The organism is Carnobacterium funditum DSM 5970, assembly GCF_000744185.1.
GTDB lineage: Bacteria > Bacillota > Bacilli > Lactobacillales > Carnobacteriaceae > Carnobacterium_A > Carnobacterium_A funditum.
This window is the reverse complement of the sequence record NZ_JQLL01000001.1, coordinates 2053473-2075777: the sequence shown is the minus strand read 5'-3', so window position 1 is coordinate 2075777 and position 22305 is coordinate 2053473. Positions and strand designations below refer to the sequence as shown.

At 36.5% G+C, this 22305-nt stretch carries 26 protein-coding genes; 2 read left to right on the top strand and 24 right to left on the bottom strand.

Features of this window, described 5'->3' with window-relative positions:
• The first annotated feature begins 33 nt into the window (after positions 1–33).
• Positions 34–642, top strand: a complete 609-nt coding sequence (locus BR44_RS09715) for a 50S ribosomal protein L25 (RefSeq protein WP_034552279.1) — start codon at positions 34–36, stop codon at positions 640–642.
• A gap of 197 nt (positions 643–839) precedes the next feature.
• A complete protein-coding gene (locus BR44_RS09710; RefSeq protein WP_034553252.1) occupies positions 840–1283 on the top strand; it encodes a YaiI/YqxD family protein in 444 nt (147 codons plus the stop codon).
• A gap of 3 nt (positions 1284–1286) precedes the next feature.
• Here the strand turns inward: BR44_RS09710 and BR44_RS09705 are convergent, their stop codons facing one another.
• The 24 genes from BR44_RS09705 to fliG form a co-directional block, all read right to left on the bottom strand.
• A complete protein-coding gene (locus tag BR44_RS09705; protein WP_034552278.1) occupies positions 1287–1727 on the bottom strand; it encodes an ASCH domain-containing protein in 441 nt (146 codons plus the stop codon).
• A 166-nt stretch (positions 1728–1893) separates the two neighbouring features.
• Positions 1894–3600 carry a methyl-accepting chemotaxis protein gene (locus tag BR44_RS09700; RefSeq protein ID WP_034552276.1) on the bottom strand — a complete coding sequence of 569 codons (1707 nt, stop codon included), beginning with the start codon at positions 3598–3600 and terminating at the stop codon, positions 1894–1896.
• A 192-nt stretch (positions 3601–3792) separates the two neighbouring features.
• Positions 3793–4752, bottom strand: coding sequence for an IS30 family transposase (locus BR44_RS09695; RefSeq protein WP_034552274.1), 960 nt, complete (start codon positions 4750–4752; stop codon positions 3793–3795).
• Positions 4753–4902: 150 nt separating this feature from the next.
• The gene (gene ftsE, locus BR44_RS09690) at positions 4903–5619 is read right to left on the bottom strand and encodes a cell division ATP-binding protein FtsE (protein ID WP_034552271.1); all 717 of its coding nucleotides are present in this window, start codon (positions 5617–5619) and stop codon (positions 4903–4905) included.
• A gap of 157 nt (positions 5620–5776) precedes the next feature.
• A complete protein-coding gene (locus BR44_RS09685; RefSeq protein WP_034552269.1) occupies positions 5777–6532 on the bottom strand; it encodes a flagellar hook-basal body protein in 756 nt (251 codons plus the stop codon).
• A 12-nt stretch (positions 6533–6544) separates the two neighbouring features.
• Positions 6545–7303 carry a flagellar hook-basal body protein gene (locus BR44_RS09680; RefSeq protein ID WP_034552267.1) on the bottom strand — a complete coding sequence of 253 codons (759 nt, stop codon included), beginning with the start codon at positions 7301–7303 and terminating at the stop codon, positions 6545–6547.
• Complete coding sequence (locus BR44_RS09675; RefSeq protein WP_034552265.1) at positions 7296–8012, bottom strand: sigma-70 family RNA polymerase sigma factor; 717 nt, start codon at positions 8010–8012, stop codon at positions 7296–7298. The genes BR44_RS09680 and BR44_RS09675 overlap by 8 nt, the downstream gene beginning before the upstream one ends.
• Positions 8013–8065: 53 nt before the next feature.
• Positions 8066–10150, bottom strand: a complete 2085-nt coding sequence (gene flhA / locus BR44_RS09670; protein ID WP_156954950.1) for a flagellar biosynthesis protein FlhA — start codon at positions 10148–10150, stop codon at positions 8066–8068.
• Positions 10151–10180: 30 nt separating this feature from the next.
• Positions 10181–11248, bottom strand: a complete 1068-nt coding sequence (gene flhB / locus BR44_RS09665; protein WP_034552264.1) for a flagellar biosynthesis protein FlhB — start codon at positions 11246–11248, stop codon at positions 10181–10183.
• An 11-nt stretch (positions 11249–11259) separates the two neighbouring features.
• Positions 11260–12036 carry a flagellar biosynthetic protein FliR gene (gene fliR / locus BR44_RS09660; protein WP_245592962.1) on the bottom strand — a complete coding sequence of 259 codons (777 nt, stop codon included), beginning with the start codon at positions 12034–12036 and terminating at the stop codon, positions 11260–11262.
• Positions 12033–12296, bottom strand: coding sequence for a flagellar biosynthesis protein FliQ (gene fliQ / locus BR44_RS09655; RefSeq protein WP_034552262.1), 264 nt, complete (start codon positions 12294–12296; stop codon positions 12033–12035). The genes fliR and fliQ overlap by 4 nt, the downstream gene beginning before the upstream one ends.
• 9 nt (positions 12297–12305) lie before the next feature.
• Entirely contained in the window at positions 12306–13064 is a 759-nt protein-coding gene (gene fliP, locus BR44_RS09650; protein ID WP_034552259.1) for a flagellar type III secretion system pore protein FliP, read from the bottom strand.
• Entirely contained in the window at positions 13061–13450 is a 390-nt protein-coding gene (locus tag BR44_RS09645; protein ID WP_034552256.1) for a flagellar biosynthetic protein FliO, read from the bottom strand. The genes fliP and BR44_RS09645 overlap by 4 nt, the downstream gene beginning before the upstream one ends.
• Positions 13451–13473: 23 nt before the next feature.
• Positions 13474–13962, bottom strand: coding sequence for a flagellar basal body-associated FliL family protein (locus BR44_RS09640; RefSeq protein ID WP_034552253.1), 489 nt, complete (start codon positions 13960–13962; stop codon positions 13474–13476).
• Complete coding sequence (locus tag BR44_RS09635; RefSeq protein WP_034552251.1) at positions 13963–14691, bottom strand: flagellar motor protein MotB; 729 nt, start codon at positions 14689–14691, stop codon at positions 13963–13965.
• A gap of 2 nt (positions 14692–14693) precedes the next feature.
• A complete protein-coding gene (locus BR44_RS09630; RefSeq protein WP_034552248.1) occupies positions 14694–15494 on the bottom strand; it encodes a motility protein A in 801 nt (266 codons plus the stop codon).
• Positions 15491–15694 (bottom strand): flagellar FlbD family protein, encoded by a 204-nt coding sequence (locus tag BR44_RS09625; protein WP_034552247.1) that lies wholly within the window; start codon positions 15692–15694, stop codon positions 15491–15493. Before BR44_RS09625 ends, BR44_RS09630 begins: the two co-directional genes overlap by 4 nt.
• A gap of 88 nt (positions 15695–15782) precedes the next feature.
• Positions 15783–16646 carry a flagellar hook-basal body complex protein gene (locus tag BR44_RS09620; RefSeq protein WP_034552245.1) on the bottom strand — a complete coding sequence of 288 codons (864 nt, stop codon included), beginning with the start codon at positions 16644–16646 and terminating at the stop codon, positions 15783–15785.
• A 96-nt stretch (positions 16647–16742) separates the two neighbouring features.
• Positions 16743–17171 (bottom strand): hypothetical protein, encoded by a 429-nt coding sequence (locus tag BR44_RS09615; protein ID WP_034552243.1) that lies wholly within the window; start codon positions 17169–17171, stop codon positions 16743–16745.
• A gap of 23 nt (positions 17172–17194) precedes the next feature.
• A complete protein-coding gene (locus BR44_RS09610; RefSeq protein WP_034552241.1) occupies positions 17195–18661 on the bottom strand; it encodes a flagellar hook-length control protein FliK in 1467 nt (488 codons plus the stop codon).
• Between the two features lie 81 nt (positions 18662–18742).
• Positions 18743–19177 carry a flagellar export protein FliJ gene (fliJ, locus tag BR44_RS09605; protein ID WP_245592961.1) on the bottom strand — a complete coding sequence of 145 codons (435 nt, stop codon included), beginning with the start codon at positions 19175–19177 and terminating at the stop codon, positions 18743–18745.
• Between the two features lie 39 nt (positions 19178–19216).
• Complete coding sequence (gene fliI / locus BR44_RS09600) at positions 19217–20545, bottom strand: flagellar protein export ATPase FliI (protein WP_034552238.1); 1329 nt, start codon at positions 20543–20545, stop codon at positions 19217–19219.
• 7 nt (positions 20546–20552) lie between these two features.
• On the bottom strand, positions 20553–21317 hold the full coding sequence (locus BR44_RS09595; protein ID WP_034552236.1) for a FliH/SctL family protein: 765 nt from the start codon (positions 21315–21317) through the stop codon (positions 20553–20555).
• Complete coding sequence (fliG, locus tag BR44_RS09590; protein ID WP_034552234.1) at positions 21301–22305, bottom strand: flagellar motor switch protein FliG; 1005 nt, start codon at positions 22303–22305, stop codon at positions 21301–21303. Before fliG ends, BR44_RS09595 begins: the two co-directional genes overlap by 17 nt.

Genomic DNA, 22305 nt, shown 5'->3' with positions numbered 1-22305 from the left:
CTTGACTAAGCTAATACGAAAGGGGAAAAATTCATGAAAGTAAATGCAGAATTAAGATCAGAAATTGGAACAGCTTCAGCTAAGAGGTATAGAAAAGAACATAACATTCCAGCTGTTGTATACAACAAAGGTGAAGAGGCTACTTCAATCTTACTTAACGAAAAAGATTTTATTGAAGTATTAAAAAAATTAGGAAAAAATGGTATTTTTGAGGTTGTTGTTGAGGGCGAAAAACCTAAACAAGTTATCATCAAACATTACCAAAGCTCTGCTATAAAAGTTCAAATCTTGGACGTAGAACTTCAAGCGATTGAAAAAGGACAAAAATTAACCGTTACTGTTCCAATCGTTCTTAAAGGTACTGAAAATGTTAAATTAGGTATGGTTTCACAAACTCTAAACGAATTAGAAATTGAAACAACTCCTGAAAATATTCCTACTGAATTTACTCTTGACGTTAGCACATTAACAATTGGTGATTCTCTGACTGTTGGAGACATAAAAATAGACAAATCAGTTACTGTGTTCGATGAACAGGATGAAACAGTTGTTATCGTAGCACAACCTACTGCTCTTGAAGAAGAAGAAGAAACAACTGATGAAGCAGCTGAGCCAGAAGTTATCGGCGAAAAAGCAGAATAATTTAAGCTTATCTAAAAAAAGTTATCCCCAACAAATAACCAATTTGTTGGGGATAACTTTTTTATCTTGATCGATTTCTATCCCTCGCTTTTTTGCACCTAACACTCATTTCTTGTAGAATATAATTAAACTGTCTTTTAATGAACAAGAGTTTTTATCGAATGAAAGGAGTGTGTACAATGGAAGCAAAACAAAAAATGACTATCTACATCGATGCCGATGCTTGCCCCGTAAAAGATATTATTATCTCGGAAGGAACGGCAAAAAAATTACCCATCACTCTAGTAACAAGTATTTCTCATTTTTCAACAGTTGAACAGCCAAAAGGTGTTGAAACCATTTACGTAGATAATAGCGCTGAAGCTGCTGATTATCGTATTATGCGTTTGATCAATAAAAATGATTTATTGGTTACTCAAGATTACGGATTAGCTTCATTGGTCTTGGCCAAAGGAGCCATCGTTATACACCATAATGGATATAGATACACTACAGATAACATTGATCAATTATTGCAAGATCGCTACTTAAGTGCCATGGTTCGAAAAAGTGGAAAGCGAACTAAAGGACCTAAACCTTTCACAGAAGAAAATCGTTCAACTTTTCGTCAGCTGCTTAATGACATTCTTTCTTCTTACTAGAATCTATTTATACATTAACTCAAATTCTTCGCAGACAACGGGTATCGTTTCGTTGAATTCCAAATTATTTTCTTTGTATTCTTTTGAGTAGAAGTCTTTGTGTACTGTTCTCCAATATGCTAACGACCGGTCGCCTTCTCCCTCTTTAAAGGCATGCTCACTCGTTACTTCATCATAAGGTACAATTGAAACATTTGTGGTACGCGTAATACAAATCGCTTGATCCTTACTGTCTAATATAATATTCCATTCGCCTGTTTTAGGTAAGGCTTCTCCTTCCAAAAGATATAAATCATAAGCAGATGAAGTCGCTGTTTTTATTTCTCGCATGGTTAAATCAGCTAGCTCGTCAGGTACGACACCGTATTGCCAAGCTACATATTTTTCTTTTTCATATTCTGGCTGTTTTTTTATAAATTTTTCCCAAAGTTGTTTTTCGTTCATCGTTCTTAGGCCTTCTTTCTTAGTTTAGAATGCATCTTGAATTTTTCTATTATCCTTAATGCTTTTATTGTATCATGTCACAAAGTCCTCTGCTTATCCAAAAAAAAAACAACCAGTTACCTGAGATAAACCACTAATCTCAGGTAACTGGTTGATTTTTTTATTTTTATAACTTGAATTGGTTAACCATTTGACTTAGATCTTCTGCTAATGTGGCCAAGTGTTCAGAGTTTCCAGACACTTCTTCCATCGAACTGCTAATTTGTTGTGTCGCAGCTGAAGTTTCTTCTATTCCAGCAGCTGACTCTTCGGAAACGGCTGCAATCTCTTCAATTGAACTTCCCATAATTTCAGCATTAAAGACTATGCTTTCTAAGTTATCAGATACCTGTTGGATTTCACCAACCATACTTGTCACTGATTTGCTTATTTTAGAGAAAGTTTGTCCCGTCGTTTTAATTTGAGCAGTTCCTTCTTCAACTTCTGCATATCCTATTTGTAAGGAGTCGGTTACCACTTTTGATTCTGATTGAATCATATTTACAAAACCAGTAATATCAGCAATGGAGACCGCAACTTGTTCTGCTAATTTTCTAACTTCGTCTGCCACAACAGCAAATCCTCTGCCGTGTTCGCCAGCTCTTGCTGCTTCGATTGCCGCATTTAAAGCTAAAAGATTTGTCTGATCTGCAACGGTCTGAATGATTGAAACCAAATCAGATATTTCTTTTGTTTGATTATCTAGTGTACCCATTTTTTCAACTGTATCTTGCACAATCCGATCAATTTTTTGCATTTGTTGAGTAGACGATTCCATCAATTGAGCGCCTTGATTAGTCATTTCTAAAACTTGTTGAGAAGTCTTATTAATTTGTTCGCCTCTCTTATTGGTGTCTTGAACTTTTTTAGTGAAATTACCCATCACAATGGATAAACTGCTAGCTGTGTTAGCTTGTGTCTCAGAACCAGTAGCCAATTCTTGCATCGTTGTAGCAACTTGTTCTGAACCAGATTTCACTTCAAATGCTGATTGAGTTAACTCTTCACTATTGGCTGTCAATGTTTCTGAAGCAGTAGAAAGGTTATAAATCATGTCTTTTAATACTTTTTGCATCGTATTCATTGATTCAGATAATTGACCCGTTTCATCATTCGTAGTTATAGCTAATGGTTCCACACCTAAATTGCCATCTGAAATTTCTTTCATCTGATTCATAACCCGTTTGATTGGTTTTGTAATACTTTTTGACGTCATGTAAGCAATAATTGCAGACAATAACGTTACTACTACCGCCACAATTATACCCAAATTCCTAATCGATTCACCCTTATTCGCAATCTCTTCGCTTAGTTCTTGAATCGCTTTTTCTCTTTGACTTACTAAATCAGAAAAGCCTGTTTCCATCTCTTTTTCAAGTACTCCAGCTTGGGTATCCATAATGTCTTTGGCTTTAGCTGGATCCCCATTGTCGTAGGCTTCAAAAGCTTCGTCCGTTAACTTACCCCAAGAGACTTTTTTACTAATCAATTTTTTTAATTCCATTGAATCGCTTAATTTAAGAGCTGTATTCTCTAATGTAATACTATTTTTGGTTTCTTCATTGAATTGCATCCGGTAACTGTCATCCTCATACAACATATAGCCGCGCATTAAACTTGTGCGTCTATGCACATCTGTTAGTAGATTCTGATCGTTTATTAATAATTCCAATTCTTTTTTCATATCGTTTTCCATTGATTTATTGATATTATTTAAAGCTATTGCATTGTATGCACTTAGAAATATAATGAATAATACGATAATAGCAAATCCTGCTAATATTTTTGTATTTAAGCTTTTTACTTTATTTTTTTTTTCTTTCCTAATTTTCATTTTTTCAATCCTCTTTTTTAATAGTTTAGTTTTTATAAAGTTACCTGTATCCATCGCGTATCTATGTATCTTTTAACGTTCCTCAATACTATCCCATGCCTCTCCTTATTTTCCCATCTCTCTTTATATCGGCACTTTCAATCGAAACTTTATAGCAAATGCAGGTAATCTAATCTTTTAATATCTGATTTGTCAAATTAAGCTATACAAAATATCTTCATCCATGTAACTCATAAAAACTTCCAGCGGTGTTTGGTAATTTAATGACTTTCTTGGAATTATATTCCGTTTGTGTGCAACAGACGATACGAAAGCCTGATCAACTTCGTTGAAATCCATTTCTTTTGGCAATCCATCTTTTCGAAGAAGCCCATTAGAATTCTCGTTTAAAGCTCGTTGTGAAGGCGTTCCAGGGTCAGCGAAGTAGATAGCGACATCATGCTGGTTGCACAAAGATTTCCAGTTGGAGAACTCCTTACCGCAATCAAAAGTAATTGATTTGAATAATTTTTTTGGTATGGATTGGAACCATTGATTCATAGCACTCTCAATGTCGCAGGCTTTACGCCCTTTGGGCTTTAAGGTAATGATAGCTTTCGATAAAATCTCTACTAGAGTAATGACCGCACTTTTGTGGCGGACACCTACAACGGTATCTCCTTCGATATGACCAAATTCTTCTTTAAATGTTGGATAATCTATTATTCTTTCAGAGATATTTCGTTTATAAGCTTGTCTACCTCTACGTTCTTGATGTCCGTTAGGCTTTCTTTTCCCTTTCATTGGAAGGGTAGCTTCATCGAATGTTTTTTCTTTAAATTGTCTATAAAGTGTTCGTACGGAACAGTCTATTGTCATTTCTTTACGGCCAATAATGACATCAGGCGTCCAGCCTTCAGCTACTTTTTCCTTGATATAAAGATGTTGTTCTTCTGGTAAAACAACTTTTTCGCGTCCACACTGCTTCTTGTTTTTCTTATACCGTAGGTAATACTCGAAAGCTGTATGTCCTGCTCTGAAGAACCTGATAACATTATTAATCGGTGTTCGAGTACGATTCAAGTAAGCAGCTATTTTAGCAACTGGAATACCTTGATGGTAATAAGCTTCTATCATCACTAGTTCATCCATGGTAATATGGGTATAGGTCATTTGTGATCACTCCTTGTTTTCTATGGTTGGAAATACAATTAGAGTGTATCACGAATGGCTTTTTTATTTGTATAGCTTAATCTTACAATCCACGATATCAAAAAAAGCCAAGACTATTGTCTCAGCATCATTTAGGTATATAATCAAATTTCAAATAAGGATATAATCCCCTGAACTATAGTCGTATTGCAAGCTCCCATTATTTTTACACTTATCCCCAACAAGCGCACCATTCTTAATTTCGATTACACGATTATGTACTTTGTTAACAATAGTGCGATTATGAGTAACCATGATGATGGTCGTACCGGTTAGATTAATACGATAAAACAACCGCATAATTTCTAGAGAAGTCTTAGGATCTAAATTTCCGGTTGGCTCATCTGCAATAAGAATTTTTGGTTTATTAACAATGGCACGAGCAATTCCCACTCTTTGTTGTTCGCCTCCTGATAATTCTGTCGGTTTTTGGTCGGCCTTGTCTTCAAGTTCAACTTGAATTAACGCTTCCATTACACGAGATTTTATTTCTTCTTGATTTGTTCCAATTACTTCTAACGCATAAGAAATATTCTCAAAGACTGTGCGATTTTCTAATAATTTATAATCTTGGAAAACCACTCCAATTTGGCGTCTTAGTTTAGGGATATCTTTACTCTTTATTTTTGCTAAATCGTATCCACAAACAATCATCTTCCCTTTAGTCATTTTCTCTTCTCGGATAAGCAGTTTTGCAAAAGTAGATTTTCCAGAGCCGCTTGCTCCAATGACATAAACAAATTCTCCATCTTCAATCGTTACCGATATATCCCGGAGTGCTTTTACTCCTTTAGGATAGGTTTTTTCTACATTTTCCAACTTAATCATGTTTCATCACCTATGCTATCCTCAAATTCTTTCCTGACCCATTTTTGAGTCAACCTACGATCATAAATGCATTTGCCAAAAGGGAATTGTGATAAGAAAATACTATTATGCTTATTCCATTATTTTAGTTGATTCTATTAAAGCCGTTTATCTCAGCCTATTGTTTGAATTGGTTGATGACCGACATCATTTCATCTGTTCCTTGTGCAACTTTCATGTTTAAAGAATAAGACCGTTGAGCTAGCATCATATCTGTAATAGCTGTAGCTAAATCAGTGTTTGAACCCTCTAAGTAATACTGTTGGATAGAGCCGTCTTGTTCAGAAAAATCTCCATTGTATGTAAAGTTATTTTCACCTACTGAAACCAACGCGTCTGTGTTGGCTGGATTAAATAAAGGAATTTTTCCGACTAGTGTATTTTCATTGACTGTTTGAATGCGAACATCGCCATTTTCATCGATACTGACGTCCCCTTCAGGCCATTGTTCAACTGGAATAGCTGCTTCAATCGCTAAACGATCGCCATTGCTATTTGTAATCGATTTATCTCCATTTAATTGAAAAGCGCCATCACGAGTCAAATAAAATTGATTATTGGCATCCGTTACGCCAAAAAATCCATTTCCTTCAATCGCTAAATGATACGGGTTAGCATCCGAAACAAGAGGGCCTTGTGTATGATTCATGGTAGTATACGCACTTTTTGTGCCTCTATTGATGCCACTATTTTGCGTTTGATCTGATAAAAGAATATTTCCACTTTTCAGATCATTTTTCAATAACTCATTGAAGCGAATATTTTTTGATTTGTAGCCTGTTGTATTGACGTTAGCTATATCATTTGATAAAGCATCCATCGATGTTTGAATGGCATTTAACCCACTTTTACTGATACTTAACGGTATACTCACTTCTTATTCCTCCTAGACTCTTCCAATTTCATTAACGGCTTTTTTCAAGGTTTCATCCGCTGCACTTAACGCTTTCTGATTAGCTCCAAATTCTCTGGAAACAAGCATTAAATTGGTGATTTCATCAACCGTTTTAACATTTGACGTCTCAATCATTCCTTGATAAACCGTTCCCTCGCCATTCATCACTGCTCCGCCTTGTCCTGTATACAATGTTCCACCCATGCTCGTTAAAGCTGCTGGGTTTTCAAATTCTGTTAACATCAGTTGTAGACCTGTTCCATTAATCATGCCAGAACTATCTACTGAAAAGTCCGTTGCATTCATCTGGATAGGTGTTGGTTGACCACTTGCATCTTTGCCCATCACCCGGTGCCCATCTTGATTAACGAGTTCGCCATTCTCGTTTGCTAAAAATTGGCCATTTTTTGTGTAATACGTCTGGCCATCATCACCAGCTAATGTAAAAAATCCATTGCCACTTAAAGCGAAATCTGTTTGCGAAGAAGTTCCTTTCAATGCACCTGGTTCAAAATTCTTGTAGACTTCATCCAGTTGATTTCCGAAAGTAAACCCACCTAGTTTTTGTTGCTGATCCAGTTGAGGTCCGCCTAGATGATTGACCATTGTCTTAGAAGCAAGCGTACTTTGGATTAATTCCTGTGATTTATATCCTGCGGTGTTAATATTGGCAACATTCGCACTGATATTTTCTTGTCTTTTTTGCAAGATATTAAAATTTCGGCTAAGCGTATCGATACTTCTAATCATCGTATTCTCTCCTCATTGACTCTCTTAGTTTCACTATTATTTTTCCATGAATTTGTGAAACGCGTGGAACGGATATATCAAAAACGTACGCGATTTGTTTCAATGATAATTCATCAACATAGTACATATTCAAAATCATCTGTTCTCTTTCAGCTAACTGACCGATATGCTCCGTCAGCAATCCTTGGCGTTCTTTATTGGTTAATACTTCTTGGGTATCCATTACTTGTTTGTCTTCTAAAAAATTGATCAGTTCATTCTCATTGCCATCATCGCTAAACATCGTTTTTTCTAAAGATACAGACGCTAATTGATGAACCGTTTCGTGTATTTTAGACAATTGCTTTTCATTGATGTCTAATTCCTGACAAACTTCTAATTCTGTCGGTGTTCGCATCATGGATTTTTCAAGTTTTTCTTTCGCACGGTAATACTCGTTTAATCTGGTCAGTCTTGTTCGCGAGACAGGTGCTGTTTTTCTAACTTCATCAATAATGGTTCCTTTGATTCTGATGTAAGCATACCCTTCAAATGGCACCTTTTTTGTTTTATCAAACTTTTCAAGAGCATCCATCAAACCAATCACACCGATGTTGTATAAATCACTTCGATCATAATCACTGCGTTTGATAGTCAGCCCATTCACCACCTTTTCAACTAAGGGCAGGTATTTTATGATTTCTTTTTCTCGGTTATTTTCATAATACATCTGCTTTCCTCCTCATTCAGAAAATTTGATGGAGCGATTCTTTTATAGACTGTTTATTGGCTTTCAATCATTCCAACGGTCTCAATGACCACATCATTAGGAACTTCATTTAAAGATAAGACAGCTAAATCAGGAAAATTGTATGAAATTAAGTTTTTCATAGCCGGTCTGATTTTAGGTGAGGACAATAAAACATGCGGAGTCCCTCTCATAACCAACTGATTATGGGTCGCTGTAATACTATCAAATAATTTCGTCACCATATCTGGTTGAAGGACTGGAATCGATCCAGCAGAAGATTTTTGGATGCTGCGACTAATCATTTCTTCTGTGTCTGGCAGGATCGTAACGACTTGCAGTGTACCATTTTCATCTAGGTGAGGTTTAACGACTGTTCTATTCAATGATTGCCGCACGTGTTCTGTTAGCAACTCTGCTTCTTTGGTTGTATTGCCATAGTCTGCTAATGTTTCTAAGATGGTCACTAAATCATTGATAGGGATCTTTTCTTTCAATAAGTTTTGCAAGACTTTTTGAACTTCGCCAAGGCGCAAAATATCTGGAATTAACTCATCAATAACGACCCCATATTTATCTTTAATGCCTTCTAATAATTGTTTGACTTCTTGTCTGCCTAACAATTCATAACTTGACTTGTAGAGTGTTTCTTTCAAGTGTGTAACCAATACTGTTAATGGTTCAACGACGGTGTAGCCTCTTAAGTCTGCGGCTTCTTTATCCGACTCGTTTACCCACATCGCATCTAAGCCAAAAGCTGGTTCTTTGGTTGGAATGCCATCAAAATCAAAATCAGTTTCGCCTGGATCAACTATTAAGAATTTATCTAAGAACAATTCTCCTTTGGCTACTGTGTTTCCTTTGATTTTAATCAAGTAATCATTTGCTTTTAGTTGCAGATTATCTCGAATGCGGATTGGACTAAGGAGAATCCCTAGTTCTTGAGCACTTTGTTTGCGGATGTTAGAAATGTGGTCCATCAAGTTATTGTCTTGCGCATCATCTGCAATTGGAATCAACCCATAACCAATCTCAACTGAAATCGGGTCCACTTGAAAAGAAGTGATGGATTCTTCTTCAGTTCTTTCTTGTCTCGTACGTAAGGCCGCTTGACTTTTTATTTCGTCTTCTTGGTCTTCGGTTTGTTGATTTTTTTCATTTTCCATTGTCAAGTAGCCGCTAACACCCGCTGCTAATCCTAATAATAAAAATGGGATTGTCGGAAAACCAGGAATAATGGCAAACATAATCAAAATAGACGATAACATCAACATCACTTTCGGTGAACTAAATAATTCTTTTCCTACTACACTACCAAAGCCTGTATTACTTCCTGAACGGGTAACCAATATCCCTGACGCAACAGAAATTAATAAAGAAGGAATCTGACTGACTAAGCCATCACCAATGGTTAGTTTCCCAAACTGGTTCAAGGCTTCCAAAACACCCATATCGCTTTGAACGGTATGGATGACAATTCCACCAATCAAGTTGATAACCGTAATGATAATACCCGCTATGGCATCACCCTTAACAAACTTACTCGCTCCGTCCATTGCGCCAAAGAATTGTGTTTCTCGTTCTAAATCTGACCGTCGTTTTTTAGCTGTGTCTTCATTGATTAAGCCAGAGTTTAAATCGGCATCAATAGACATTTGTTTTCCTGGCATAGCATCTAACGTAAATCGTGCGGAGACTTCTGAAACTCGGCTGGCACCGTTAGTCACGACCATTAATTGAATGATGACGATGATGATAAAGATAACCGCCCCGACTACCACATTGTTTCCTGCTACGAAATTAGCAAATGTATCAATAACTGCTCCCGCTTCACCGACTGTCAAAATCAGACGCGTAGAAGAAATATTTAACGCTAATCTGAACATGGTCGTAATGAGTAATAAGGTTGGAAATGATGAAAATTCTAATACGCTTTTAGAAAAAAGAGTCAACAGCAAAATAGTAATGGATAAAGCAATGTTGACCACTAACATAAAATCCAACAGGATAGGTGGTAATGGAATAATGATCATCCCTAAAATAGCTACTACAAAAAAGGCTATTAATACATCCAATGAATTGGTTAGTTTTTCAAATTTCCCCATAAAAGCAGTTAACATTTCTTCGACCCCTCATCCTTTAAAACACATTTAAATTTTATGCTTGTTTATTTCTTCCATCTGATAAACCAATGCCAAAATTTCAGCAATTGCTTGGTACATATCGACTGGAACAGGTTGCCCCACTTCGATTGATTGATACATCGCTCTAGCGACTGGTTTATTTTCTATTATCGGAACCTGTGATTCTTTTGCCCGCTCTCTTATCTTAGCCGCTTGATAGTCGGCTCCTTTAGCAACAATGATTGGAACTTCATCTTGACTTTTGTCATAACGAATGGCAATAGCTAGATGAGTGGGGTTGGTGATGACTGCTGTGGCTGTTTCCACATCTGCCAACATCCCACTAGTCATTTGTCTATGGAATTGCTTACGTTTGCCTTTAATTTGCGGGTCTCCTTCACTTTGCTTGTACTCATCTTTCAAATCTTGTTTAGACATTTTCAATCCGTTACGGTAATCATAGACTTGATAAATATAATCTGCGATACCTAACACCAATAAAACAATCCCTAATTGAACACCTAAACTTTTCACTAGTTCCATAACTAGAAAAAATAACTTTCGCGTGCCAATATTACCTGCATTAACAAGGTGATTAATGGATGACGAAATCATCAAGTAGGCCATAAAAAAAACTAATCCTAGTTTCATAATATTTTTTAATAAGGTAAACATCGTTTTTTTACTAAACATGTTTTTAAAGCCACTGACTGGATTTATTTTCTTGATGTCGAACTTTATCGCTTCAGCAGAAAAAAGAAAACCCGTTTGTAGCATACTGGCAATAAGTGAGGCAACGAACCCAATCGCTAAGAAAGGTCCCGCCAATACTAGAATAAATACAATCGCCTTCATGCCGATATTGCCTAAATCATTTTCCAAACCGCCTACTATGAGTCCCTCTGAAAAATAAGCCCTTAAGTATAAAAATCCTTGCTTTAATATGTACGGTCCTAAAAACGCCGAAGATCCGACAAAAACAATAAAGGTGACAGCAGAAGTTAAATCTTGGCTTTTTGCAATTTGTCCTTTTTTTCTCGAATCTTTTATCTTCTTAGGACTAGGTTTTTCTGTTTTGCCATCTTTTTCTGCCATCTTTTCTCACCTCACGTTGTCGGCAACGACTGGATAAATTCATTGATGTATTTGATCATCATTGGCAACGTCGTTTGAATATTGTTTAATAAAGTTGGCAATAACAATAAAATAAAGAGGAAACTGGATATAATTTTTAGAGGCATTCCTAAAATCAAAACATTAATTTGAGGAACAGTTCGAGAAATCAAACCTAATACAACCTCTGTAAACAGTGCCACAATAATCATCGGTGCTGCCAAGTTTAAAGCTGATTCAAAAACGATCGCATACAATTTCACCATGCCTTCAACACCAAATCCTCCCAGATTCGTGCTTTCTATCGGAACGTACTGAAATGTTTTTATCACCGTTTTTAATACCAAGTGATGTAAATCAGTGATAAAGAAGATACAAATCGACAGCCAGTAATAGATTTTCCCATAATAAGAAGCACTCACGCCTAAAGCTGGGTCAAATACAGCTCCCATTTGAAAGCCAACTTGAAAGTCGACAAAGTTTCCAGCCATTTCAATAGTAGCAAAAATTAATTTTGTAACAAACCCGATAGCTAAACCTAATACGACTTCTTTCATTGCTAATAGAGCAAAGATTTGTAACGATACTTCTGATGTTAACGCTGCGGTCACTGGATACGCTGCAATGGTTAGTCCAGCAGATAAGCCAATTTTAACTAAGTTTGGCAGTCCTTTCATCGAAAATCCTGGACTAATGACGAAAAATGCTGATATTCTCATCAGAATCAATAGCGCTGTTTGAATTTGAAGATCTGTTATTTCCTCAATCACAGCATTGCAATCATTTCGAATATTTTTTGGGTAAACCCAATCAAAGCATTTAACATAAAGTTACCAAAAACAATTAACGAAAGCACGACAGCCAAAATTTTTGGAACAAAACTTAGCGTCTGTTCCTGTAATTGTGTCGTTGCTTGTAAGATACTAATCAACAATCCCACTACAAGAGCAATGATCAATATTGGACCAGCTACAACAATCATCGTCATAAATGCTTCTCTGATAATATCTAAAACTTTTACTATTGTCATTTTACACCCCTATTGAAAACCTGTAACTAGTGATTCGATGACTAAATACCAACCGTCAACCATTACGAACAATAAAAGCTTAAACGGCATCGAAATCATAACTGGGGATAGCATAAACATCCCCATCGACATTAATATGCTCGCTACAACAATATCAATGACTAAAAAAGGAATGAAAATTAAAAATCCGATACTGAAAGCTGTCCGCAATTCACTGATAGCAAAGGCTGGAATCACAATTGTTAAAGGCAATTCGTTTAAATCTTCTGGTTTTTTGGTTTCAGAAATATCTAAAAATAGTTTGATATCTTCATCTCTTGTTTGTCTGTACATAAATTCTTTTAACGGGACTTCTGCTTTTTTAAACGCTTCTTGTCCGGATATGTCTTCATTCAAGTAAGGTGTTAATGCTTCATTTGATACTTCGGAATAGATGGGCTGCATAATAAAAAATGTCAAAAATAGAGCAATCCCTGTTAAGACTAAATTAGGCGGATTTTGTTGTGTCCCTAACGAACTTCTTACAAAGGACAAAACGACAATAATTCGTGTGAAACTCGTTGTTAAAATGAGAAAGGTTGGTGCCAAACTAAGAAGACCCATTAGCACATATAACTTAACAACATCTGATGTTCCATCAGATTGGTTTTCAATCGCATTAGTCAACCCATCAATGAGCCCCTCAGCTGAAACAGTTTGTGGAAAACTAAAGATAACCAAAAAGAGGACAAAGCACAAACTGAATAGCACTTTTTTTTTCAAGTTTATTTCCTCTTTTCATAAAAATTTTGGTACCGGGTTTGAAGCTGTTTCATTATTTGGACAGGTTTACTCTTAAGTAAATCAGGGTATTCTTGGTTACTTTCAGCTATTTCTTGAGATTTGATAACAGCTTCTTTTTCAAGTTCTGTCAATTCTCTAAGGATTTCATTACGCGTATCCGTGAAGCTCATAACATAATACGTACCCGCTATTTCTACGATACAAATTGATGAGCTTTTATTGATTGACGTCCGTTCAATAATACGAATTGCTTTTCCTTTTTTTGTCATAAAAGTATTTAAATATTTCAGACTATAGTTGGCTATAAAAATAATCACCACTAAAGCAAAGATACTTTTCACCACATACCCTAAACCTACACCCAATCCCATGTTTCAGCTTCCTTTCACTTTCTTTATTGCATGATAATATTCGTAATAAATATGTCACTGATGACAGGTTTACCCAGTGCTTTATTTATCTGACTAATCAATTCTTGCTTAAGAGCGATTAATTCTTGATCCTCTCCAAAAACGGTGTCAGCCGTTTGTTTTCTTAATACATTAATAACGGCATTTCTGATTTGAGGTATCTTAGTATCAATCACTTCTTGTGAGTCTTTCTCGCTGCTATAAACTGATAATTCAATTTTTAAAAACTGTTCTTTTTTTCCTGTTTCTGGAGTTAAATTAATTAAAAACTCTTCCAATGGCACGGTTATTTCTACTTCTTTTTCTTCTTTTAAGTTCTCAACAAAAGCTTGTGCTTTTCCTGAAGTAAAACCAAAACTAACGATGCCACCAATAATTAAGGTGACAACAATAATAATCATAGGAACTAACCATCTTTTTTTCTTTTTATTTTCATTACCATCATTCTTTTTCTCAGATGATTTATTTTGCATTTATCGCTTTGCCTCCTGACTATCGTAAACAATGACCATATTTACTCTTCTATTCACCGCTCTATTCTCGTCTGTGTTGTTCGGTACATTTGGATTGTATTCTCCATATCCTTTAGCCGATAAACGATGAGGATCAACCTCTTCTTTTTCACTTAGATAGCGTAAAACTGATATGGCCCGGCCTGATGATAATTCCCAATTGTTAGAAAAATTTGCATTTTTAATCGGTACATCATCCGTGTAGCCTTCTACGACTATGTCATTTTTCAATGAATTCACTAACTCAGCTAATATACGCAAGGTGTTTTTCCCGGGTTCAGAAATATCTGCGCTCCCTGAATCAAACAAAACGGACTCTTGAATATCAACATAAACGCCATCTTTGTCCATTTCAACCGATACTTTCGAGGTCATATCATTTTCTTCTACATAATTGGTTACTTTTTCATATAATTCTTTTATTTCAGGATTGATGACTTCTTCTGTCGGAGAAGCTGGTGGCTCTTTTACAATTGAAGTCGTCTCATTTAAAATAGTTGAGCCGCCACTTTTTCCATTCAATGCCATTTGAAGCGATTGAGAAGCTTCCATAAACTTCACTTGACTGACACTTGACATCGAATACAATAAGATAAAAAAAGTCAGCAATAGTGACATCAAATCGGAATAGGTTACAATCCATCCACCTGAACTTTCGGCCTTCTGTTCTGCTTTTTTTCTTCTCGCCATTTTTACTGCTCCTCACGCTGAAGTTGTCCAGATTTTTCTAAGACCTCTTCTTGATGATCGTCGGGTAAATAACTCTTTAATTTTTGCTCAATGATTCGTGGATTTTGACCTGCTTGAATCGCTAATATCCCCTCTATAATCATCTCACACATTTGCATTTCATTATCTGTTTGCAATTTCAAGTTAGTGGCTACCGGTAAAAACACTAGATTAGCCATAAAACTACCATAAAGAGTCGTCAGTAATGCTGTTGCCATCCCTACACCAATAGCACTTGGATCATCCAATTCACCCAGCATAATAATTAGTCCGATTAGTGTTCCAATCATCCCAAAAGCAGGAGCTAATTCTCCCCATTTAAAGAAAATCTCTTGTCCTTCTCGGTGTCTCTTTTCAATATTATCTATTTTTATATCCATTATTTCTTGAATGTTTTCTGGATCCATTCCATCGATAACCATTTGTAAACCAGAAACAACTAATTCATTGTCTTCCTCTTTTAAATCACTCTCAATAGATAAAATGCCTTGGCTTCTAGCTTTTCTAGCATAATCAGAAAATACTTCGATTAATTTTGCATAGTCTTTGTTAGGATTCATGAATAAGTTTTTAAGAACAGATGGAATTTTTTTCAAGGTTTTTAACGGGTAACTAATCAGTAAGGCACTAAATGACCCACCTAGTGTAATAATCAGTGACGGAGCGTCTAGAAAACTGTTTATATTTCCCGAAGAAGTAATGGACCAGACGATTAAACCTACCCCTAGGATAAAACCGATTATTGGTACGATATTTTTTTTCATTGTTCCCCCTCTGAAAAACCGTTATATATTTTTCTTTTAAAAGCAATTACCTTTTCTACAATTTCGGGTTCTTTTTCTATAACCCTCAGTTTTTTTCCATCTGTTAAAGTGATAATTGTATCGAAAGAACGGTCTATTCTATAGATTAATTCACAATTTAAGTAAAATTCTCTCCCTGAGATATCTGTTAAAGCAATCATCTATTATCCTCATTTCTATTGCTGTAAATAAAAAACAGATACTCGAACAATCTAATAAAATTGTTCGAGATAAATTAGTTTTAATTGATTATCTCTTCAGGTTAATCAATTCTTCTAGCATGGTATCTGATACGGTAATGCTTCTTGAATTCGCTTGATACGCTCTACTTGTCACAATCATGTCCGTAAATTCATTGGCTAAATCGACGTTCGACATTTCTAAAAATCCTGAACGAACAGAACCATATCCTGGATCTGATGGGTTACCTAACGCTGCAGCACCTGAGTTAGCTGACTCCGCATAAAGGTTCGCGCCTTGTTTTTCTAGTCCATCTGGATTTGAAAAACTAGTTAAAGCAACACGACCTAACACATAAGATTTCTCATTGCTGTATGTTCCTACAATGTAACCATCTTTATCGATGGTGTAATCTTGTAAACTGATGTTTTTTCCATCAATAGGCAAAGTCTGCTTGATAACAATAGCACTTGGTGTTGCACCGAATTTATCCATTGTGATCTCACCCACATTTGCAACAGGCGTTCCCGCGACATATCCCATAATATTTAACCCACTACTTGTTACCAAGTTGCCGGTATTATCTTGGTAGAAACCACCATCACGAGTATAAAAAGTTTCTTTGCCATCGTTAACAGTAAAGAATGAATTATCGCCATTTTCAATCGCAAAGTCCAACGGTCTACCGGTTGATTGCAATGAGCCACCAGACATAACGGTATCGATTGCGCCAACTTGCACGCCAAGTCCTACTTGTTGTGCATTTGTTCCAGTCTGAGCTCTAGCGTTGGTTTGACTAATCATGTCTTCAAAACGAACTCTACCCGTTTTAAAAGAAGTCGTATTAACATTGGCAATATTATTCGAAATAACGTCCATTTTAGTTTGGATATTTTTCATTCCAGTAACACCTGAATACAAAGATTTTAACATGTTGCTTCCTCCATTCAATTAATCCGTTTAATCATTTTACGGATTCTAGGCATTTTAGCCTCTATCTGTTTAGTTGTTGGTTAAACGTTCTTATCTTTATGCTTTATTGCTTGCTTCTAAAATATCATTCAAATAGAAATTTTTGCCATTGACTTGAATGGTTGCATATCCTTGATCAAACCGGACTTTTTCAACCACTCCCGTTGCAAAAACTTCTCCATCCAACACTTTTACTTCTTTACCCATCAAATTAAAGGCTTGTTGTTGTTGACTCATTAATAAACTAGAATTCATTTTCTCCGAAATTTGAGATAGTTGATCTAGCATATTAAATGTCGCTAGTTGGGTTAGCTGGTCTGTTTCCCCACTACCACCGCCACCTTCACTTCCACCTGGCATAGCAGGCATTTTCATTGTTGCGGCCATGATTTGTAAAAAATCATCTGTTGTAATTTCATTGCCTTTACTTTTAGTTGGTTCTAAGCTTTTCACTGAACCAATATGAAAATCACTTGGAATATCCACCTTTTCTTTCCTCCTTCATCTATCTAAACTAAAATACTCAACCGTCCTGTTTTTCCATTTGTTTCTGATGCTGTTTTGATTGGCGCACTTTCAGCAAACGATCCCCTAGTTATATTTCTTTTTGTTTGTTGCCCTTTTTTGTGTTGTCTTTGCTCAAAACGAGAGTCATTTTGTTCTGACGTCGCTAATTGAATGGTTACTTCGCCGATTTGGATGGCGTGTCGATTGAGATTATCAGATAATTTTGGTACACCACCAGTTAGTAGTTCTTGGATTTTTATATTATCCACAATGATTTTTGTGGATAGCACATGATCTTTTAATTCCAAAGAAATGGAAATATCCCCCATCCCCGCTGGTGAAAGTGTCACTTTAGCACTGGATTGCCCTTTTGTTTGAACCTGCTCTATTTCTTTTGAAATAAGTTGATTGACTTCATATGTGACTTTTTGCCTTATGGTGTCTTGGTTGTTACTCTTTGTCACAATGGGCTCACTCGTATTTTTTTGAACAGCGACTGCTGTATCTATTTTAACGTTAGAGTCCATGTCCTCATTTTTGACTATGAGTTGTTCTTTTTCATTAACACCGATTGTTGATACCCTTTTCTCATTTCCTATCGCGGTATTCTTATTTATAACAACTGACTCGCTTTCGAGTTGATTGGCTGTTTTCTTGGAATCCTTTGCCTCACTAGATAGCACCTGTTCTATCTCAACATCTTTTTCTGCTTCAATTGGCTTTTTGACTTGAGTCCAATCCTTTGTTAATAAACGTGGGCTGGTCAAGGTTTCAAACACCTTGGTATTTAAGTCTTCTTTCGTGGCATTTACTTCAGCCGTACCTTTATTTGAAACACCTTCTTCTCCCACTAGTTGAAGGGAGGCTTCTTTTCCACTCTCAGTTGCTACTAAAGAACTGTTTGGATTCGTCTGTGTGCTAGTTGTTTTGTTTTCGTTTATCGTATTGTCGTTTATCTTATTGTCGTTTATCTTATTAGTTGTTTCTTCTTCAAATGAAAGGGTTGGGGTTTTTTCTACAGTATGGTCTATTGGCGGCTTGTTCAGTTCCATTACTTGTTTTTGATTTTGTTTTTGAACGGGTAGGGTTTCTTCCCGTCCCTTTTCTATCGCAATCTCGTCTGTCGGTTTTATGTATCCCTTAGTTATGTCTTGTATTATTTCTACTTTCACTTCAGGTATGCTTAGTTTTAAAGATTTAGACAATCCGCTTTGAACAGTCAGAATGGAACTTGAGAATAGACCATCCATTACTGATTCTTTTTCTTTTTCTTTTTCTGATAAATTTTTTTGGTCTTTTTCTTCATTTTTTTTAGGTGTCAGCTTTGTTTCTTTTTCTGCTAGTTGCTTTTTAGTTTCCTTAGATAAATGAGTTTGAAACTGCTCTTTAGAAACAGGCTCTTTTTTTATACTCTTATCCCCAGGATGAGTATCCATCGCTTTTAATGATTGAATGAGCGGATGATCCAACTGGCTTCCTCCTTCCTTCTCTTTTCATTTGGTTTTTTTATGTATATTTATCCATTACTCTACAACTAAATTAGACACGACTTAATAGTAACTTCTTCCATAACTCAAAGTAGCCATCTCATCCAATTGCTTTTGTTCTTCACTTTTTTCTTGACTTGCTAACAAGTTGAATTCTTTTTCTTTCAACTTTTCCATGACCTTTTTTTCTTTGTGGGCCTCCATTAACTCTAAGCGAGCTGTTTCAACTGATTTTATTGCGATTTCCACTTGGTTTTTTTGCTGGATGATTCTTTCATCTAGCATCACTTTATACATGTTTTGACGACGTAAAATATCGATACGAGTTGTGGTTAAACTTTCATTTTTTATCTTAATGTTTTCTTGAATCATATCTTTTAGCAGAGAATCTTGTTGAACTTTTTCTCTCTCGGCATCTCCAAGATTTTTTTTCTTCGTTTCTTCTGTATCCGAACGCCAATCCAAAACTTTCTCCATTGAAAACTTGAATTTACTCAATACTTACACCTCTCTTACTTTGTTTATCCGATTGATTGGTTATCCGCTCACTTGGGACGTTTTGAATAAGGTATCTAATGATGCCACTACATCTTCAAATGCGATTTCATCATCCACTTTTTGTTTTAAGAAATTCTTTATCGGGCTATTTAATTGAACCGCTCTGTCTACTGAAGGATTGCTTCCTGTTCGATACGCCCCAACATCAATTAAATCCTTCGAATCGGCATACACAGCCATATTTTCTTTTAATCTGCCGGCTGCTAAGTAGTGTTTTTCTGTTGTGATATCCTTCATCAAACGACTAATACTATTTTGGATATCGATTGCAGGGTAATGATTCTCAGAAGCTATTTTACGTGACAAGACAATGTGTCCGTCCAATATTCCACGTACAGAATCGGCAATTGGCTCATTCATATCATCTCCTTCAACAAGAACGGTATAAAAGGCGGTAATCGATCCTGTTTCTGACATACCACTTCGTTCCATTAACTTTGGCAACGTTGTAAAAACGGAAGGAGTATACCCTTTAGTTGTTGGTGGCTCACCGGTCGCTAGTCCTATCTCTCTTTGGGCCATAGCAACCCGCGTAACGGAATCCATCATTAAGACCACTTTTTTCCCTTGGTCACGAAAATATTCCGCAATCGTCGTCGCTACTGACGCGCCTTTCAAACGAACAAGAGGTGGCATATCCGATGTCGCACAAACGACAACCGATTTTTTGTACCCTTCTTCCCCAAGATCTTTTTCAATGAATTCAAGAACTTCTCTACCCCGTTCTCCGATTAATCCAATCACAATAATGTCGGCTTCAATGTAACGAGCCATCATGCCCAACAAGGTACTCTTTCCAACGCCACTACCGGCAAAGATGCCCATGCGTTGGCCTTCACCAACGGTTAGCGTACCATCAATGGCTCTAATACCTGTCGGAATCACATCTTGGATTTTTTTTCGTTTGAAAGGATTCGGTGAACTTCGGTTAACGTCATAAAATACGCCGTCTACTTTCAGGTTTTCATCCATTGGGCGGCCTAACCCATCTAACGTATTGCCCAACAGTTTTTCACTGATTTCGACTTTCAATCTTTTGCCTGTCGGCCGTACCAAACAGCCTGGCCCAATCCCATCTAATTCATCCAGTGGCATCAATAAGACCGTCTCTTCTACGAAACCCACCACTTCACTCAAAGCAATTCGACTAGAAGACTTGATTCGTATCTCGCAAACTTCGCCAACAAAGGCATCTAATCCTTCAACTTTGATTATGAGACCGGTTACCTGACTAACCTTACCCAATTTTAAGTGGTAATTTTTTTTATTTAATTCGTTGTGATACGCTTCAAAAGGTAGGCTAAACATGGTTGTTTCACTCCATCTCTTTCATCTCGGCCAACATCGCATCCAGTTGTTTTCGCACTTGCAAGTCAATAATCGCATGAGCACTTTCAATCGTACAGCCATTTTTATCGAGGGTATTGTCTGTTAGTACCGCAAAACGAATCTCTGGATGTTCTTTTTCTAACTCACTAACTGCTTCTTTAACTAGTTGGTTTTGTTCAGGTCGAACAGATAAGGTAATTAGCTGATTTTCACGTCTCAATCGATGGATAACGGGTTTGACTAAGTCCATTATTTGCTCTGAAGAAGTATCGATTGTTGTATGGACAATGGTTTCTGCCATATGTCCTGCCAGATCTAATAGAGCTTCTTTTTGTTCTTTGTAATACTTTTCAACAAAGGCTTCTGCTTCCACCAGCATCTGTTGGACGTTTTCTTTCATTTTAATGCTTTCTTCTTCTGCTTTTTGCATCCCCGCAAGGTAACCGCTTGAATAACCTGCTTCATAGCCCGTTGTTTGTCCTTCAACGAATCCTTTTTCAATAGCGGCCGATTTTAAAGCTTCTGCTTCTGCTTCAGCTATTTTAATCAACTTTTCTTTTTGAGCTTTTACAGCCGATACCTCTGCTTTAACAGTTGCTAATTCTTCATAGTTAACACCCGTTTGAACTTCACTAAGCGTTTCTTTTGGAACAATTGTTACTTTTTGAACCGCTAATTTTGTTTGAATCAATGAGGTTTGTTCTTCTGAAAAAGAATGCCCTCGTTTAATAATATTATGAGATGATGGCATCTTGTTCTCCTCTTCTCAAATAAACTTCGCCTTTCTCATCCAACATACGGATAACAGAAACCACTCGTTGTTGAGCTTCTTCTACAGCCGATAGACGAGAAGGTCCCATGAACTGCAGATCTTCTTTGAGTGTTTCGCTTGCCCGTTCTGATAGATTAGCAAAAATAAATTCTTTGATTTCATCAGATCCACCTTTAAGCGCCAATGCCAAGTCATCATTATCGATTTCTCTAAGAACTTTTTGAACATCGCCTTTTTCAAGGGTTGTGATATCTTCAAAGGTGAATAGGCTGGCTTTAATTTCTTCGGCCAATTCAGGTTGTTTTTCTTCTAAGACACCAATAATATTTTTCTCTGTACTTCGACCAACCGAGTTAAGAATTTCAACCAATGTTTTCACTCCGCCAACAGCTTCCATGTCATTTTCAATATAATTTGAAAATTTATTTTCAATGACTTTTTCAATCTTTTCAATAATGGCCGGTGACGTACTCGTGATGGTCCCAATTCTTTCAGCAATCTCTGATTGCAGATGCAATGGGAATTGAGATAGAATCAACGCCGCTTTATCGGGCTGCATGTAACACAAAATCAAGGCAACTGTTTGTGGCTGTTCATTTAACAACAAGTTCGTTAACTGCTGTGGATCCGCTTTTCTAGCAATATTGAACGGTCTTTCACGTAATTGAATCTGATTTAACATGTCGATTACTTCTTTTGCTCTTTGAGGGCCGATAGCCATATTCAATAAGTTTTTAGCGTAATCAATTCCGCCATCAATCATATATTCTCTGGCTTGTGATAATTCGATAAATTCATTGACAATCGCATCTCGTTCTTCTGGCTTTACATAATCGATATTAGCGATTTCGTAACTAACTTTTTGAATGTAACTATCTGGTAATGTTTTCATGATTTTCGCTGCTGTTTCAGACCCTAAGGAAATCAACAATATTGCAGATTTTTTTATGCCATCTATTTCTTGCAC

What these genes read in the sequence shown, in the direction of transcription:
- BR44_RS09680 (WP_034552267.1), bottom strand. Translation starts at nt 7,303, where the DNA reads ATGATTAGAAGTATCGATACGCTTAGCCGAAATTTTAATATCTTGCAA.
- flhA (WP_156954950.1), bottom strand. Translation starts at nt 10,150, where the DNA reads ATGTTAACTGCTTTTATGGGGAAATTTGAAAAACTAACCAATTCATTG.
- BR44_RS09625 (WP_034552247.1), bottom strand. Translation starts at nt 15,694, where the DNA reads ATGATTGCTTTAACAGATATCTCAGGGAGAGAATTTTACTTAAATTGT.
- ftsE (WP_034552271.1), bottom strand. Translation starts at nt 5,619, where the DNA reads ATGATTAAGTTGGAAAATGTAGAAAAAACCTATCCTAAAGGAGTAAAA.
- flhB (WP_034552264.1), bottom strand. Translation starts at nt 11,248, where the DNA reads ATGGCAGAAAAAGATGGCAAAACAGAAAAACCTAGTCCTAAGAAGATA.
- BR44_RS09705 (WP_034552278.1), bottom strand. Translation starts at nt 1,727, where the DNA reads ATGAACGAAAAACAACTTTGGGAAAAATTTATAAAAAAACAGCCAGAA.
- BR44_RS09620 (WP_034552245.1), bottom strand. Translation starts at nt 16,646, where the DNA reads ATGTTAAAATCTTTGTATTCAGGTGTTACTGGAATGAAAAATATCCAA.
- BR44_RS09700 (WP_034552276.1), bottom strand. Translation starts at nt 3,600, where the DNA reads ATGAAAATTAGGAAAGAAAAAAAAAATAAAGTAAAAAGCTTAAATACA.
- fliI (WP_034552238.1), bottom strand. Translation starts at nt 20,545, where the DNA reads ATGTTTAGCCTACCTTTTGAAGCGTATCACAACGAATTAAATAAAAAA.
- BR44_RS09645 (WP_034552256.1), bottom strand. Translation starts at nt 13,450, where the DNA reads ATGGGATTGGGTGTAGGTTTAGGGTATGTGGTGAAAAGTATCTTTGCT.
- BR44_RS09640 (WP_034552253.1), bottom strand. Translation starts at nt 13,962, where the DNA reads ATGCAAAATAAATCATCTGAGAAAAAGAATGATGGTAATGAAAATAAA.
- BR44_RS09595 (WP_034552236.1), bottom strand. Translation starts at nt 21,317, where the DNA reads ATGCCATCATCTCATAATATTATTAAACGAGGGCATTCTTTTTCAGAA.
- BR44_RS09710 (WP_034553252.1), top strand. Translation starts at nt 840, where the DNA reads ATGACTATCTACATCGATGCCGATGCTTGCCCCGTAAAAGATATTATT.
- BR44_RS09695 (WP_034552274.1), bottom strand. Translation starts at nt 4,752, where the DNA reads ATGACCTATACCCATATTACCATGGATGAACTAGTGATGATAGAAGCT.
- BR44_RS09715 (WP_034552279.1), top strand. Translation starts at nt 34, where the DNA reads ATGAAAGTAAATGCAGAATTAAGATCAGAAATTGGAACAGCTTCAGCT.
- BR44_RS09635 (WP_034552251.1), bottom strand. Translation starts at nt 14,691, where the DNA reads ATGGCGAGAAGAAAAAAAGCAGAACAGAAGGCCGAAAGTTCAGGTGGA.
- fliQ (WP_034552262.1), bottom strand. Translation starts at nt 12,296, where the DNA reads ATGACAATAGTAAAAGTTTTAGATATTATCAGAGAAGCATTTATGACG.
- BR44_RS09630 (WP_034552248.1), bottom strand. Translation starts at nt 15,494, where the DNA reads ATGAAAAAAAATATCGTACCAATAATCGGTTTTATCCTAGGGGTAGGT.
- BR44_RS09675 (WP_034552265.1), bottom strand. Translation starts at nt 8,012, where the DNA reads ATGTATTATGAAAATAACCGAGAAAAAGAAATCATAAAATACCTGCCC.